The organism is Pseudarthrobacter sp. MDT1-22, assembly GCF_054511035.1.
The window spans coordinates 111937-126045 of sequence record NZ_JBTNDK010000010.1 but is presented as its reverse complement, the minus strand read 5'-3'; the positions used below and the strand labels follow the sequence as shown (position 1 = coordinate 126045).

Annotated in this window: 13 protein-coding genes; 2 read left to right on the top strand and 11 right to left on the bottom strand. The window is 61.5% G+C overall.

Going from position 1 to position 14109, the window contains the following annotated elements; all coding sequences use genetic code 11:
• Nucleotides 1-307 precede the first annotated feature (307 nt).
• From ACX80M_RS10370 to ACX80M_RS10335, 8 genes are all read right to left on the bottom strand, one after another.
• Nucleotides 308-2119: a type IV secretory system conjugative DNA transfer family protein gene (locus ACX80M_RS10370; RefSeq protein WP_459309561.1), complete on the bottom strand. Its 1812-nt coding sequence runs from the start codon at nt 2117-2119 to the stop codon at nt 308-310.
• Entirely contained in the window at nt 2116-3579 is a 1464-nt protein-coding gene (locus ACX80M_RS10365; RefSeq protein ID WP_459309559.1) for an ATP-binding protein, read from the bottom strand. Before ACX80M_RS10365 ends, ACX80M_RS10370 begins: the two co-directional genes overlap by 4 nt.
• Nucleotides 3576-5048, bottom strand: a complete 1473-nt coding sequence (locus ACX80M_RS10360; protein ID WP_459309558.1) for an SCO6880 family protein — start codon at nt 5046-5048, stop codon at nt 3576-3578. The genes ACX80M_RS10365 and ACX80M_RS10360 overlap by 4 nt, the downstream gene beginning before the upstream one ends.
• Nucleotides 5041-6420, bottom strand: coding sequence for a hypothetical protein (locus tag ACX80M_RS10355; protein WP_459309557.1), 1380 nt, complete (start codon nt 6418-6420; stop codon nt 5041-5043). Before ACX80M_RS10355 ends, ACX80M_RS10360 begins: the two co-directional genes overlap by 8 nt.
• A gap of 9 nt (nt 6421-6429) precedes the next feature.
• The gene (locus tag ACX80M_RS10350) at nt 6430-6717 is read right to left on the bottom strand and encodes a hypothetical protein (protein ID WP_459309555.1); all 288 of its coding nucleotides are present in this window, start codon (nt 6715-6717) and stop codon (nt 6430-6432) included.
• Nucleotides 6718-6831: 114 nt separating this feature from the next.
• Complete coding sequence (locus tag ACX80M_RS10345) at nt 6832-7683, bottom strand: C40 family peptidase (protein ID WP_459309554.1); 852 nt, start codon at nt 7681-7683, stop codon at nt 6832-6834.
• Between the two features lie 272 nt (nt 7684-7955).
• Complete coding sequence (locus ACX80M_RS10340) at nt 7956-8663, bottom strand: hypothetical protein (RefSeq protein ID WP_459309552.1); 708 nt, start codon at nt 8661-8663, stop codon at nt 7956-7958.
• A 60-nt stretch (nt 8664-8723) separates the two neighbouring features.
• Nucleotides 8724-9614, bottom strand: a complete 891-nt coding sequence (locus ACX80M_RS10335) for a hypothetical protein (protein WP_459309551.1) — start codon at nt 9612-9614, stop codon at nt 8724-8726.
• 178 nt (nt 9615-9792) lie between these two features.
• Between ACX80M_RS10335 and ACX80M_RS10330 the strand changes: the two genes are divergently transcribed.
• Nucleotides 9793-10116 carry an ArsR/SmtB family transcription factor gene (locus tag ACX80M_RS10330; protein WP_459309550.1) on the top strand — a complete coding sequence of 108 codons (324 nt, stop codon included), beginning with the start codon at nt 9793-9795 and terminating at the stop codon, nt 10114-10116.
• On the opposite strand, the gene ACX80M_RS10325 is transcribed toward ACX80M_RS10330, so the two are convergent.
• Nucleotides 10070-10585 (bottom strand): hypothetical protein, encoded by a 516-nt coding sequence (locus tag ACX80M_RS10325; RefSeq protein ID WP_459309548.1) that lies wholly within the window; start codon nt 10583-10585, stop codon nt 10070-10072. The genes ACX80M_RS10330 and ACX80M_RS10325 overlap by 47 nt on opposite strands.
• Before the next feature lie 223 nt (nt 10586-10808).
• On the opposite strand from ACX80M_RS10325, the gene ACX80M_RS10320 reads away from it, so the two are divergent.
• Entirely contained in the window at nt 10809-11132 is a 324-nt protein-coding gene (locus ACX80M_RS10320; protein WP_459309547.1) for a winged helix-turn-helix domain-containing protein, read from the top strand.
• Nucleotides 11133-11212: 80 nt separating this feature from the next.
• Here the strand turns inward: ACX80M_RS10320 and ACX80M_RS10315 are convergent, their stop codons facing one another.
• A complete protein-coding gene (locus tag ACX80M_RS10315) occupies nt 11213-12235 on the bottom strand; it encodes a PfkB family carbohydrate kinase (RefSeq protein ID WP_459309546.1) in 1023 nt (340 codons plus the stop codon).
• A gap of 4 nt (nt 12236-12239) precedes the next feature.
• Nucleotides 12240-14087, bottom strand: coding sequence for a hypothetical protein (locus tag ACX80M_RS10310; protein WP_459309545.1), 1848 nt, complete (start codon nt 14085-14087; stop codon nt 12240-12242).
• Nucleotides 14088-14109: the final 22 nt, after the last annotated feature.

Genomic DNA, 14109 nt, shown 5'->3' with positions numbered 1-14109 from the left:
CAACGACATACGTTCGTGGAACCCGAGCGGGCCGAACCCAGCGTCTGATTCTCCGTAAGAGGCGTGCTCCGCCCTCTGCAGTGCGTAGAGTTCGGCGACCAGTTCAGCGTGCCTCCACCAGCAGTCCGGCACGACCGATGTCGACAGCCTGTACGTGGAGACGAACCACCGGACCCATAGGTCCAACTCCGTCCACGCGGTCCTGACCGTATCCTGATCAAGGTCCCGCCACCTGTAGGTCGGTGTTGTTGTACCCTGTGGCTTTGGCTCAAGTTCGTCGAAGAGGAGGGCCAGCGGATCGCCCTCGTCAAACTGTCCCATCAGGAGCCTCTTCGACAGGCGCACGCTGGGCAGCATGGCCCAAGGCCAGGGCTTCCTCTGCTTCCTGCTTGAACCGTCCCAGGTCTGCCGCGTCCTTCCGCTGGTGCCAGCCGCGGAGATCCAAGAGGATGGGCCGGGTTCGTCGACCCAACATCAGGGCCGTTCCGGGCGGAAGCCGACGGATCTCGTGCAAGGCAATGACAGGCAAATCGCGGATCTGTTCGCCAGTCTGCCGGCCTTGGGAGGACCACGACCGGGTTCTGTACGTGAACTGGCGCTCCCCCATCAACGCCGCAAGCTCCCGAAGGTCGCGCTCGTCCGAGCCACCGCCGAAAATGACTTTGATGATGGCCGATTCCCAGATGGTGGAGGCTTCCTCGATGGACCAGCCGGAACGTGCCTGGGACAGCGATTGCAGGACAACCATGGTGGAGATTCCGATACCGCCCCCGTCCGACAGAGTCACCGGGAGGCCAGGCCACGGCGAGAGATTCGCGATCTCGTCGAGGATGAGCGACAAAGGTGGATCGAGTCTGCCGCCCGCGGCGGTAAAGGCCATTTCGCGAGCTGTAGCGTCAATGTCGTCGATCAGGGCAGACAGGTACGGTCCAGCGGCGGCCGCCCCCGACTTTGTGCCGATCAGGTATAAGGTGCCCCTTTCACGGATAAACGTCCGGGGATCGAATTCGTCCTCGGGGTTTGTCGGGTCCAGGGCTGCGAGCACTTTCGGGGACGACAGCGGCGCCACTGCAGCTGTGACACCGATCCAGGAGTTGGACGTGTTCCGGGGATCGTCCTCCAAAATCCCCATCAGGTCAGACTGCCAGCCCAAAGCCGCCCGCGGACCCTGAAGGACTTCCAAGGCCTCCGCCGCGAGCACCGGGTTGGAAGACCACCGGCGGAAGGCCCTGATTCCCTCGCCGGAGAGCGCCGCCGCATGCAGGAGTGTCTGAAGAACGATCTGGGCACGCTTTTGCCAGGCGGCATTCTCGCCCGTCATCTGTGTGTCGGCCGAGATCACCAGCGCTCGCCGGACAGCAATGTCGGGGTCTTCACAGCCACGGACCGGTGACCAACGCAGCGTCGAGCCCAACCCTGACATCCCTTGAGGATCGAACACGGTGACCGGCCGTCCTCCGCTGGCCCTGGCTTTCATCGTCACGGCCAGGTTGTCAGCTCGGGTCGACGTGGTCACCACGGCACCGGGGGCATCGAGAATGGCGTTGATGACCACAAAGAGGCCCTTGCCGGACCGCGGCGCCCCCTGGATCACCATCGACTCTTCAGTGGAGACGTTGATCTTCACGCCCCGCGACGTGCCGAGCGTCCACGACACATCGGCAAGGCGCAGCCGTTGCAGGCCGGGCCTGGTCACATACCCCCGCCGCAGCGCTGCCCGCCGCCCAAACTCCCTGGCGATCTCGGCCCGTTTGGCAATCCCCTCGCGGCTCAGGATTTCGAGCCGGAGCCAGGCGCCGGACTGCCGCCAGCCGTGCCACGCAAACAAACCAATTACCGCAAAGGCGGCCAGGACCGCGAGCGCCGCACCCAGCAACAACCGAACGATGAAGATGTCGATCACGCAGCCAGCTGGCATCTGGCCGAAAGAGCCCACATCCCCCGTCACCAGCACGACGACGGCGAACGGACTATGCGAAACCTTCACCTCAGTCCCGCATTGCCACAGCGCTACGAGGCTCACAGCCCATTCAGTCACTGCGCATATGGCGAAGTATCCGGCCAAGCAGAGAAGTCCAAGGTTGACGAGCGGAACGTCATCATGAGGGTGGGATTTCATTCCAGCATCCTGTGGTCCGTAGTGAAGACCTCGAGCTCGTCTGTGGTCACCCTATTGGCGACGATGAACGATCGGCTCCCCACCTTCCAGAGACCGACCCCCTTGGGTAGGTTCTCCACCTGCTCACACTCGGCAGCCGTGAGCCCCAGCGCCTCCTTGGTCAGGCGCATTGAGTCGTGCTTCTGCCGATAGATGATGCGGGTGTCAGCCTCAGTCAGTAGGCCCAGCGCCTTCTGACGGTGCCCGCTGGTGCTGTCCCCAATCTCGTTGAGATCGGCCACCTTGTGCATGATCAGCAGGTTCGCAATGCCGTACGTGCGAGCCAGCCGCCACTGTTCGCTCATCTTGACCAACATGTACGGGTCGGCCAGCATGCGCCAGCCTTCATCGTAGACAACCAGGCGCTTGCCGCCGTCCGGGTTGGTGATGGCCGCTTCCAGCCAGGTGGCACTGCAGGCGGCCGCGAGCGACAGCGCCTGCTCGGAGGCTCCGATGAGCCCCGACGTGTCCATCACCATCATCGGCGCGTCCGCGTCGAACGTCACGGTGGACGGCGCATCGAACATACCTTCGAGGTCACCGGACACAGTGCGGCGCAGTGAGTGCGCAACTGAACTGCCGCCGTCGGGCCCTACAAGCTTGAGTGTCTCCGGGGCCGGGTCCAGAAGCCGGTCAAGCACCATCGGAAGCGTAGGCGTTGCGTTTGCGGACACGGCCTCAGTCAAGGCCATGTCCAGTGCCGTGTGTTCGACCGGCAGCATCGGCGCCCCCTGGCGCATGAGCGACACCAAAGCCACCAGGAGCTGCCGGCGGCGCTGCCGAACGACGGCTTGCCATTGGGCGTTAGACAGATCGCTCGCCCGCGGGCCCGCATCGAGCGGGTTCACACGGGTCCGGCGCCCCGGTCCCACCGAAATCACCTTGCCGCCCACAGCGCGTGCAACCGGGACCCACTCCCCCTTGGGGTCAGAGGCTACGGCGGCTTTGCGGCCCAGCGTGATCGACCGTGCCACCAGCGACTTGCCGCACATCGACTTTCCCGTCCCCACGGTGCCGATGACCACGATGGACGGGCCGCTGATCACGCCCCTGTCGTACAGAATCCACGGGTCATACGAGAACGCGCCCGAGCCGAAGACATCCGAGCCAATGTACGTCCCTTCATGCCCGAGCCCCGACTCAGTCAGGAAGGGATAGGCTGCGGCAAACGTCATGGTGGAAGCGCGGTGCGGGGAGGGCTGAAGCCGGTGCTGGCCAGCCATGTCATGCGGACCCGGACGACGACGCTGCTTGGCGGCTTCTGCGTTTTGCGCATCGTCAAGGGGCTCACGCGTCAGTCGTTCCCACAATCGCTTCGTGCCGCCGTCGTCAGTTCCCAAACGTCGACGGCGGCATTCCCGGCGAGCGCTCAGCGTCTCACCAGCGGAGATGAACTCGACCCTATTGCTCTTCGATTTCATTTGAGTCCCCTACCGAGTGGCAGCCCGCCCGCGATGAAGGCAGCCCATTGCTGCCCCACCAGCAGGCGAAGGTCGACGAACGCGCTCGCAGCAGCAGATTCCAGTTCCTGCCGGCAACGCGAGAGCTCCTCCAGCGTCGCGGCGGTGATGGTTACGTACGCCGCCTGACGGACATCGCCGTGGCCGGCGACGATCTCTTCCTCGCGCTGCTGCACCTCCTGTTCCTCCGCGAGCTGTTCGCGCGTGGTCGGCCGGTCGAACTTCGCGTTGATCCGGCGTCTGGTCTCGTGGGATTCCTGCGCGGACCGGATGTCCTTCAATGCCCGGTCCGCGGGTACAGCCCTGAGGACCTGTGTGACGGCGTGCCTAAAGCCGCCGACATAGACGAGTGGGTGAAGGAAGCCCGCGAACACCTTCTGCCGTGGCCATTCTGCAACCCAGAACGTTTGGTGGAAGCCCGTGTCTGTCTGAAGATACGACCAGTGTTCCTCCATGCCCATCGGGCCGGACTGATCTGCGTCAACGCCCTCCACCTCACCTTTCCGCTGCCCGATCGCTATGACTGAGGACGGGTCAAAGGCCCCCCTGAGGATCGACGAGAACTGCCTGTCTGATAGCCATTCTTCGACCTTTACACCATGGGTCTTCAGTCCCGTCGCCAGCGCCTCAAGCTCCGACCGCAGGGTCTGCTCGATGCCGGCAACCCCGCCTCCGGCGTCACGAATTCTCCGGCGAGCGCGTGCGGTGTCCAGTACCAGGGTCAAGAGAATGTCATGGCTGCTCGTTGTACCCGCTGCTGACACAAGATCCTGATACGAGCGGTCTCCCCACTCGGTTCCGGGCGACATCGACTTCCGTGCTGCAACGCGCCGCCTGTAGAACTCCTCCAGCGCCGAGGCCGGGAAGTGAACGGTGTAGTCCTGAATGGCGATACGGGCAACTCCCGGACGTTTGGCAAGGTTTGCTTGGACTCGGGACCACTCCTGGACGGCGTAGGCCTTGTCTTCGTCTTCCAGCAAGGCAAAGGCGTTGGCGCGGCACCTAATGACGGCGAAAGCCTCTCGCGCTTCGCGGTCGACGACGAAACACCAGCCGTCGGCCGTCCGATGAATGGTCAGTGTGGAGAGACCGCCCGGAAGAACCAGCGACCCGGCCATCACTGGCTTCTCCGGGGACGCCAGGAATGTGGTCTGGTGTGTTGCTTTTCTCGCCCCAAATCGGGCGGCGGTCAGGATCCACACCGGATAAGGAATCCTGGCGTACTGCAGAAACCCTAGGAACACCAGTGAGAGCCAGAGCGGACTCGTCCAAAACAGTCGGTGGGGTCCACCTGCGGCGGACGCCAGGCATGCCGTGAGGATTCCACCGCCGGCGAAAGCCAACTGATACCACTGCAAACCGAGCAGGACCCCGTGGCGTTCCTGCCGTGGGAAGCTGACGGGACTGAGGGCCCCGCTTTCGTCAGTCATGATGGCCCTCAATCCGTGGTGGGATCACCGTCGTTGTTGTTTCGGGTCGTTGTGCAGGCGGCTTTGGAGCCGGAAGAGTTGGGCGCGGTGTATCCGGTGCCGGCTGGACTGTGGCGGTCTCGTGCGTGGAAGTGGTCCCACGGGATGCCGGCTCCTTGGCGTATGCCCCGGACTCTGCTCGCTCCACCGTGCGGGCTGGTGCCTCCGACACTCTGGGCCCGGAGAGCAACTGTAGTTGCGTTGAGCTGACGGCGGCTGCACCCGCAGCGCCCGAAGGCCGCGGGATAGTGGCAGCTGGCCGTGAGACTCTCGCCGGAAGAGGCCTGGGAGTCGAGGGAACGGGTGAGAGTCCAGATCCTCCACCATGTCCCAATGACAAGTGATGACTTCGGATCTGCTGACCCAGTTGGCGGCCGGAGAATCCGGCCATGGTTCGCGCTGTTTGGGCGCCGCCGGCAGCGCCTGCTGCAGCGGCTAGCTCGCCGCCGGCGAAGCCGACAAGCTTGAGCGCAAGCAACGGCGCCGCACAGGCGACAGTCATGCCGACAGCACCCGCGGCGATCCCGGCAAAGGAGGTTGAATCTGAAAACAGCTTTACTGCTACGGCCAGGATGGTCGCCGCGAGTGGCTTGGCCAACAGCAGGGCCACCACCACCTCGCACCACCGTGCCATCCATGACTTGGTCTTCTCCCACGGCATCATCATCAGGGCCACAGGTGCAACGGCTCCGAGGACGATGAGGGCGAAGGACCTGAAAATCATCGAGCACATCAGAATGAAGGCGAGGATCCAGATAATCAGGGTGGCGAAGACCGTTATCACCAATGTTCCGCTGAGTGCTGAAGGTGTCGTGCTAACCGATGCACCTAAGAACTTCCACTCGTTGGCAGATCCTGCGGGGGCCCGCTCAAAGCCAAAGAGGCGCATGAAGACGACGTACGGATCGGAACCGAGCGTCTCCAGAAGCGCCGTTGATGCCTCGTCGCTGACGCGCGTCAGCGTCTGCATCATGTAGACCGCGGCTCCTACGGCGGGGATGGCCATCAGACCGCCGATCAGGGCGCGCCAGATCCTTCGCGACTGTTGAGCGATGAGACCTGAGAGCAGTTGCAGAATCATGGCGACGACGAGGGGTGTCGCCATGACAACAAGCCACCATCCTGTTAGGCCCTGCACGGCGGCCCATTGGGAGTCATCGACGTTGGATGCCCCGAACGCGCCGGAGATGAAAGACCAAAGCCAGGAGGCGATGCCCTCCAGAATACCGGCCAGAAAGGCGTTGAACGCGGACAGTGCGCCATTTTGGGCCTGGGAGACCAGCCCGCAGCCGGGAGGCCACCACGCTCCTGGAGCGCAGAGATCGGGCAGCATGGCGGCGACCTAGAATCCGAGCTGGAAGGCGCTTTGTGACCACAGGATGTAGCCGTTGATACCGCCGAGGATCGCGGCCACTGGTCCGGTCCACAGGAGGATCATTCCGCCGCCTGAGGCGAGTCGTGATGACTGGCTGAGTTTGCCGGCCAGGAGCATGGCGGCGCCGATGACCGCCACGATGGCTATCACGATGAAGGCACCGACGAGGATGCCGCCGCCGATCTGTTTCAGGGACTCCAGAAACGGGAAATTGGTGTTGGGGACGATTCCAGGGTCGACGACTGCGTACTTCATGACTTTGCTCCGATCGAGTGTAGACGCAGGCGAAGACCTGCGGTTGTCTCTCCATGTGCTGTTTTGGTATGCGGTGCATGACTTGCATGGACTATTTGTTGATTGATCGCCTGATCAGCCCAGCAGTGTGAAGAAGCGGCTGCCGGGGTTCCAGTCAATGGGGTGGAGCAGGGTTCCAGCGCTGGGGTTGAGGGCGCTGTACATCATCCCGTCGCCTGCATAAATTCCGACGTGGCCCCAGTGTTCCGGGCCGTCTGGGTTCTGAACGACCAAGTCGCCCGGTAGCGGCGTCGAGGTCGGGGCGCCGACAACCCACTGGTCGACCCGTGGAAGCTGCCTCCCGATCTGGGCGTAAATCCACATCACGTAGCCGGAGCAGTCCCAGGCTTTGAAGGCGGTGCCTCCCCAGACGTACCGTCCGCCTAAGCCTTGCTGGGCGAAGCCGATGATGGCGCGCCGCTGGTCATCGAGGTGCGTTGGGATGGCTGGCGCTGGGCGGCCGCCGTTCTGGCCGGGGCTCTCGCAGCGTGGCAACGTGATGTCGCCGGCCAGCGCAGCGATGATTGCTGCGGAGGCCGGTTCCCACCGTGCGTACCGCTCAGGGAATGCCGAAACCTGAACGGCTTGGGCCGCCTCGCCAAGGGACATCCGTTCCCAGCCCCCGATGTCCAGCAACCCCCGGGGAGAGCCGCGGTTGGGGCCGTTGGCTCCGCCGAAGAAGGCGGCCGCGTTGTACTCGGCACGCATGAGGTCCTGAACGCGCCCCCATCCGGCGCCGGGCCGCTGCTGGGCAGAGCCAATGGAGTCATGGTCGTACCCGAGCCCGTCGTTCGGGAAGCCCAAGGACTCTGGGACTGCGGGATTCGAAAGCATGCGCAGACCAGACTCCTGGAGGGCCATCATGATTGATATCTGGATTGCCTGCCCCGGCACTTTGAGTGACTGTCCGACGGAGATATAGGCCATAGCCACTTCCTGCTGCCGCAGGTTGAGCGTCAAGGGTGCCCCACTCGGACCCGAGACAGTCAGAGCTTCCCGGCCGATACCGCTGGATCGGGCGGCACCGACATCACCGGATGAATCCGGCCACACGCACACGTCTGAGGCGTTGGACATTCCGGACCCAAGGAGCGCAAGGGTTCCAGTAAGAACAGCAGCCAACACGATCAGTGCAACCAGAATGCCTGCAGCTATCGACCGCGTAACGACTCCTGCCCGCACCGCCCGCCGAATGCCCATCAGTAGACGATTCTGTCGGCGTCTGTGTAGAAGGCGACGAGCGCGCACCGATCGTAGGGAGCAGACGCTGCCGGCGGACAGTTGGCCACGACGCTCACGGGGACTGTGTAAGGAGCCGATCCCGTATCCGACGTCGAGCGGTCAGTCACGCTGACCGTCACCGTGCACACGTGGAGGCCCTCCCACGGGGCCGGATGCTCCACATAGTTGGCCAGTTCAGCGTCGCATTTGGTTTGCATGAGGTTTGAGGTGCGGTGGGCCTGTCGGGAAGTCAGTTGCACGAAGGCCGCGGCGTCGATGCCCGTTCCTTCGAACTGCGCCGTGTAGACGCTCAGAGGATTCGACCCGTCTTCAAGAACCATCCACCAGCTGCGCACCCGGGCGTAGATCTCGGTGTAGTCTGACGTCCGCGCATCCCAGGTGTAGAGCGCTATGACTGTCGATTCCGATAGTGCCCGGTGGTCGAGCGTATGTGGGCCGTAGTCATGCTTCGGGGCGACGGATATTGACGGCACCGATGGGTGTGCGGTTGACGTTTGAGGCGGAGATTCTGGCGCCGTCACGCGAGTCGCGCTGTCCCGTCGCGGCTCACTGGGAGTCAGCAGAAGCGCAGCAATCACCGTGACGACGGCCAGCAGGCCGCCCGCAAGAATCAGCAACCGCGTGGTTCCGGTTAGTCGTCGAGCAAGAACGGTTGAGCGCTTCATGATGCCCCTTCTTCACCACTTCATGCCGACCATCCGACTACACGACATGACTTTGCTCTGTCACACTCTCCGTAGTTGGGCTGCCATGCGGGAACCAACCATGGGAGCACTGATCTCCACCGCGGCCGCATACAGCCGGCGGACCGTGCCAATCTGCACCTCGACATAGCGCCGACTCACGCCGAAGTCGGCGGCGATGGCGGCAATCACGTCAGCCCGTTCCTCCCTGCGCAGCTCAAGGCGGACTACCCTCTGCGCGATCTGTTGCTGCAAGGGAGTGGGCAGACATCGCGCGGCAAATGACGCTGCGTCCCCGATGTCGCGGCCCTCGGCGTCAACAGCCGCCAGCGCCTGCCTCACCGTGATCGCCATCTGCCGGACCAACACGAGTTGCCGGTAGGCTCGGCGGTCGTTGGGCGAGCCGGGAGTTCGCGAGTCGTCCGCGAGTAGAAGCGACATCGCTGTACCCCACACAACGTCGCCAACAAAGTGCCTCGTTGCCTGAAGGACGCTGAGGGCCCACTCCCTCTCGGCCACGCCTTCTGGACCAAAAACCTCGTGCTGACAACCGACGTTTCGCTCGTCGTTATCCCCCGGATCGATCAGAAGCGGCAGAGATTCTTTTGAACGCGCTTTGGCTGTGTAAGCCGAGCAAACGTGGGCCGCGATCCCCTGAACCCAGGCGCCAAATCGCACGCCGGGTATCTGCCTGTAATGGCCATCATGCACTCCTCTCCAGACTGCAATGCGGATGTCTTGAAGGGCATCATCAAGCTCGCAGGCACGTCCCGCCCGGGACAACCGCGATGCGACATACCGTGAGACTTCGTTGATTGATGATGTCATCTGCTCCATCGAAACGTTGCCCACTTGAAAATCAGATTCAGTCCGGCTGGCTTCGCCTGCTTCGACTGGGGTGTTGGCTGAAGAGGCCAAATATGTTGCGCTCATGACGGCTCCCAGGACAGGGAAATTCAGAGAAATTATGGATGCGTGAGCTCGTCCCTGTCAGAGATCGGGGCCGATCCGCTTGGATGCAAAGATTACTTTAACTATTCTCAGCACTCACTAAAGTAGTGTCAAGAGCGCAACGCTGGAGATTCGGGACATATCAGACAAGAATGAAGTCATGCCCAGGATCACTCAGCCCGAAGACGAAGCCTGGTCACCCGACGTGGAGGCGGCCATCGCAACCTTCGGCAACAGGTCCCGAAATGAGATCCTGCGCTTCCTAACCGCGAACGGCCCCGCGACGCGGGGTGACATTGTTGACGCCGTAAGCGCCACCGAGCCCAGCGTCGCCAAACACTTGCTCGCTCTCGAAGAAACTGGCGTAGTAAAGGCCGACGTCGAGCCAGGGCGACGACATGGCCGCTCGCCGCGTTACTCAGTAGATGGCGCGCGCGTCAAGGCTCTATTGGCAGCCCATCTGGACTATCTTCTGAACCGCTAGCTGCGGACGACTCGCCGGTCGGGTGCCTAGCGATATCTTCGTTGAGGTATTCGGTGATGGCTCGCAGAGTCTCCGGGGAAACGTCCCCAAGTGTTCGCGCCGCAAAGGTCTTAACCCTGGCGGCGCGCAGGGACTTCACAAATTCCAACTGCGCATCTATGCGTTCAGGAACTTCCGCCCCGTCGCTACCCAGGAGGTAACTCGGGTCGACATCGAATAGTTCGGATAAGGCAGTAAGCAATTCGGGGTCGGAAACCATTCGCCCTGTGCCGTCCTTCATGTAGAACCACCTCGCGCGGGATAGGCTCACCCCACGTTTGGCCAGGGCTTCGCTGACTTCACGGTAAGTGAACGGCGTTCCGCGCTCGGCGACGACGACGTCCAGAAGGAGGTTCAGTTTTCGGGCGAGCTCCGCCTGCGGCGTACGATTTCCGCCGTTGGCATTTCGTGCAACCTCGTTTGCGTCCACTTGTCGCCGTTCTGATGACCCGATTGCCTGCCCCCAACAGCTATCCATGTGAGATCAGCGTCGTTGGTACCAGTATTGCTTTCGGCGCGTGACCCAACAAGGTTTGTGGGTCAGTCACGATTTAGCGTCTAGCCAACTTCTCTGCCGAGGCGTAGATTGTGGTCATTGCAGACGGGTCTACACCCCTTCCATTCTTTCCTTGATTCACTCGGACGTGGCAGCGATGACGAACCTCCTCATGAATAAAACGCGGAGTCGGCTCCTGCACTTCCTCAGCAAGAGTGGACCGTCGACCAGCAAGCAGATTTCCACGGGCTCCGGACTGAGCCTGAGCACAGTCCAGCGGCAGCTGGCGCTCCTTAGACAAGGCGGTTTCGTGGACCTATTGCGAGTCGGCGGTCCTCGAAGCAGTTCTTATGCGTACGCCAACAACACTGCGCGGATCATTATCGAACAGAGCAAAGAGACGTTGAATGCCGTCTGTTTGGGAACCACTTGCGAGCAGCCAGAGACGCGGGATCCGACTGGTTTCAGGCGCTGCCGATAAAAGCCCTAACCTGGTTCTTCGCCGCTAACTGTGTACCTACCAACGGCGACAGCAATGGGCTACAGAATTGCATCAACCAATTAGGTTGTCACCATTGGTGTCACCGGCCCGAAGAAAGCCGACTCGGCAGACTCACGTACCACTCGAGGGCAGGCCAACCGCTCGAAGTCCGCAGGGTCGAACATTGCTGGAGGCTCTGGATAGACACCCTCCCAACTGCAAGCCATCGCCCCGAGAACTTGTCCATTCGTGACCGCCCGAGCAACTCCTTCCGGGCAGGCATACGCCGGAACGCCAGATGCAGGGAAGAGTTCATCTACTAGTCCTGCCGTCGTCCAATCACCGGCGCCAGCGGAGTCAACTTTGGTAGTGATGGGCTGAGGGGGCATATGCTGCCAGGTCTTTGCTTCAGAAAAACGGACCTGTGCACCGTTCGCACCGAGTGTCTCAACCAATATGGCCCTAGTACCCACCAAGCGGTCCTTGAACGCCGGCGCACGTTCAGAACTGAACTTTACGAGGTGTGCTGCTTCAATGGCCCGATCGAATAAATGAGGGCGCCCGAGTCCCGATGGCTCAAATACTACGAAAGTGCCCTGGTGAGCCCACTCGTCCGCAAGGGCAAGAGTGAAGAGGCTGACTCTATCGAACAAAAACACATCGGGCGCCGCGACTTCATCAACCAGCGAACTTGCGACGTCCTTTGGAGTAGGCCGATGTTTGGCAAACGAAGTTGCACAAATCGGGCAGCGGAATCGCCAAACATGATCTCCCCGATGTTCTTCCTGGAGAACGACTGGAGTCGTCCAGGCACTCTCTAGCCGAAGGTGTTGCACCCCCACACCATCGGTCTCAAGTGCGGACTTGAGGAATTGACCTGCAGGATCGCTTCCTATAGTCCCAACGAGTTGAGTGTTCCAGCCCATAGTTTGGAGGACACGAGCAACGTTGGTGGCCGTCCCTCCGGGCGACGCACTAAGTGCATCCCCAAGTTTGATGTCAACTGTTGTAAAGCCGCTACTGACGAACGTGCGAGTGCGCGGAATTTGGTCTGCAGACTTGGACCGGCGTTGGCTCCCAGCTGGGGAGTGATCATCTTTCATCAGTTCAATGATCGCTGTTCTTGAGCAATAGATACAGTCCGCCCCGGCGTGAAACCAATTTGTTCAGGGTTTCCATCAGCGCTTGAGGGCCGCTTGAACCGAAGTCTGCGACGTTCCAGCACCGGGTAGGGTCGGCCGAGCAAGCATCCACCGATACAGTCATCGTGTCGGCACCAAGAAGTGCAAAGTCGTTCCCGCCCGGCTGGCCTTGGTCACCGATGGCCAACGTCTGGCCGTGCCGAGCAACAAAATCAGCGAAGACCTTTTCTTTCCCAAACTTCTCGTCGATGATATCAACGCTGTGTCCGCTCGACGCCACGTGCAAGCACTCACCATCGCTGATCTCAACGACGGAGACGACGAGTTCGCGGAGAGTAGCCGCCGTCATCTCAGGCCTATCGCTCGTCACTGTGACTTGCGAGGGCCTAATCCGAAGGTTGATGAGTTTGCGTTCCGCGAATGGTCGTAGCCGCTCCTGAAGTCGCTCCGACCAAAACGGAGCCGGATTCCTGGTCTCTTGCAGTTCGTCGCTGAGTTCAAGTCGCCACGCACCGTTATGAAGGCCCAGAGAAATCAGATGCCAGAACTCCCGAGGCACCCACTTACGAAGGTCCTCGTGCAAACTCCCGCCCCTCCCAGAAGCGAAAGCCAATGGCAGTCCAGCAGCGAGGAGCCGCGTCAATGCCTCTTGAACGGGTGCTTCAGGTAGGTCGAACCTGCCAGCAGTGGACACACACGTTCCGTCGTAGTCAAGGACAATCGCTTGGACTGGCCGACGGCGTAGACCCTGGGACCAATCAGCGTATGCCGATGAATAAAGCTCGACGGCCGCCTCGGTCGCAAATCCAAAACCTGCAGCTTGCACTTTTCGCAGAATGGGGCCTGCTTGTTTGGCAGGATACAAGCGTTTGAAAGGAAGGTGGTACAGGTTACGTCCGAAGGATGGGACACGAGGCTTACTTGGCTCGATACTCTGCATCGATGCCACGGCAATAGGTAGAGCCATTGCCGCGGCAAGAAGATCCAGCGCTGCAGCAGCACCGCTGAGCGGAGTCTCAATTTTGTGGATCTCCACCAGCTCGGGCAGCGTGCCAAGTGTCTTGGCAGCGAGGCCGGCCGACGCGGGACTCACAAGCGCCACGACGGTGGTCGAATCGGACCTGCGTTCCAATCCCACGTGCCTACCATGGGCGAGGTTCCTGTAGTCCGCCACCTGCACGGTCATCAATCCAAGCTCATGCATGCGCGTTTCAATGTCTCCTGCTGCGGCCCGCCCCTCTTGGGCATGGAGCACCAGCAAGCGATCGCCACGCGTTGCTGGCACAGGCGAGTCGATGCTAGGCAGCCGCTGCGGAAGGGACTCTCCGTACATCCGAGTGACGACAGTAGCCATGATCAAGACGCTACGTGTAGCGAGAAAGCCATCATTGCCTTGCCCGGGCACCGTCACGACAGTCACTCCGGGTTCGGTCATGGGCGACTCGAGATCCAATTGCTCTCTCTGGGTAACTACGACAATGGGAATCCCTAGAGCTAGCGCGTGAGTAATGGCCAGACCTGTATCAGGGTGCTTCGCACGAGCCGAGAAGATTATCAGCGCGGCGTTCGCCGTCCTCCCTGCAAGTTCTACAAATCGCAGCGGCGTAACAGCGAGTGCAAATTTTCCAGTGACCCGATGGTGGAGATCTGCAGCGTGCTCCGCCACTGGCATCGTGCCACCACTTCCAACAGCAAATAGCGGACGGCCGCGAACGCGTTCAAAGGCCCAGTTGAGCTTCTTGGCCTCCGGATGCGTCAGCGCTGCTTCATAGGCGTCGTGGAGGCCCTCGACCTCATCAGCGTACTTGGCCATGGATGACGTCCTTTCTCATGCT

Coding starts and splice junctions, on each gene's coding strand:
- ACX80M_RS10320 (WP_459309547.1), top strand. CDS start 10,809: ATGACGAACCTCCTCATGAATAAAACGCGGAGTCGGCTCCTGCACTTC.
- ACX80M_RS10315 (WP_459309546.1), bottom strand. CDS start 12,235: ATGAAAGATGATCACTCCCCAGCTGGGAGCCAACGCCGGTCCAAGTCT.
- ACX80M_RS10370 (WP_459309561.1), bottom strand. CDS start 2,119: ATGAAATCCCACCCTCATGATGACGTTCCGCTCGTCAACCTTGGACTT.
- ACX80M_RS10340 (WP_459309552.1), bottom strand. CDS start 8,663: ATGAAGCGCTCAACCGTTCTTGCTCGACGACTAACCGGAACCACGCGG.
- ACX80M_RS10365 (WP_459309559.1), bottom strand. CDS start 3,579: ATGAAATCGAAGAGCAATAGGGTCGAGTTCATCTCCGCTGGTGAGACG.
- ACX80M_RS10310 (WP_459309545.1), bottom strand. CDS start 14,087: ATGGCCAAGTACGCTGATGAGGTCGAGGGCCTCCACGACGCCTATGAA.
- ACX80M_RS10350 (WP_459309555.1), bottom strand. CDS start 6,717: ATGAAGTACGCAGTCGTCGACCCTGGAATCGTCCCCAACACCAATTTC.
- ACX80M_RS10345 (WP_459309554.1), bottom strand. CDS start 7,683: ATGGCCTATATCTCCGTCGGACAGTCACTCAAAGTGCCGGGGCAGGCA.
- ACX80M_RS10335 (WP_459309551.1), bottom strand. CDS start 9,614: ATGAGCGCAACATATTTGGCCTCTTCAGCCAACACCCCAGTCGAAGCA.
- ACX80M_RS10330 (WP_459309550.1), top strand. CDS start 9,793: ATGCCCAGGATCACTCAGCCCGAAGACGAAGCCTGGTCACCCGACGTG.
- ACX80M_RS10355 (WP_459309557.1), bottom strand. CDS start 6,420: ATGCTGCCCGATCTCTGCGCTCCAGGAGCGTGGTGGCCTCCCGGCTGC.
- ACX80M_RS10360 (WP_459309558.1), bottom strand. CDS start 5,048: ATGACTGACGAAAGCGGGGCCCTCAGTCCCGTCAGCTTCCCACGGCAG.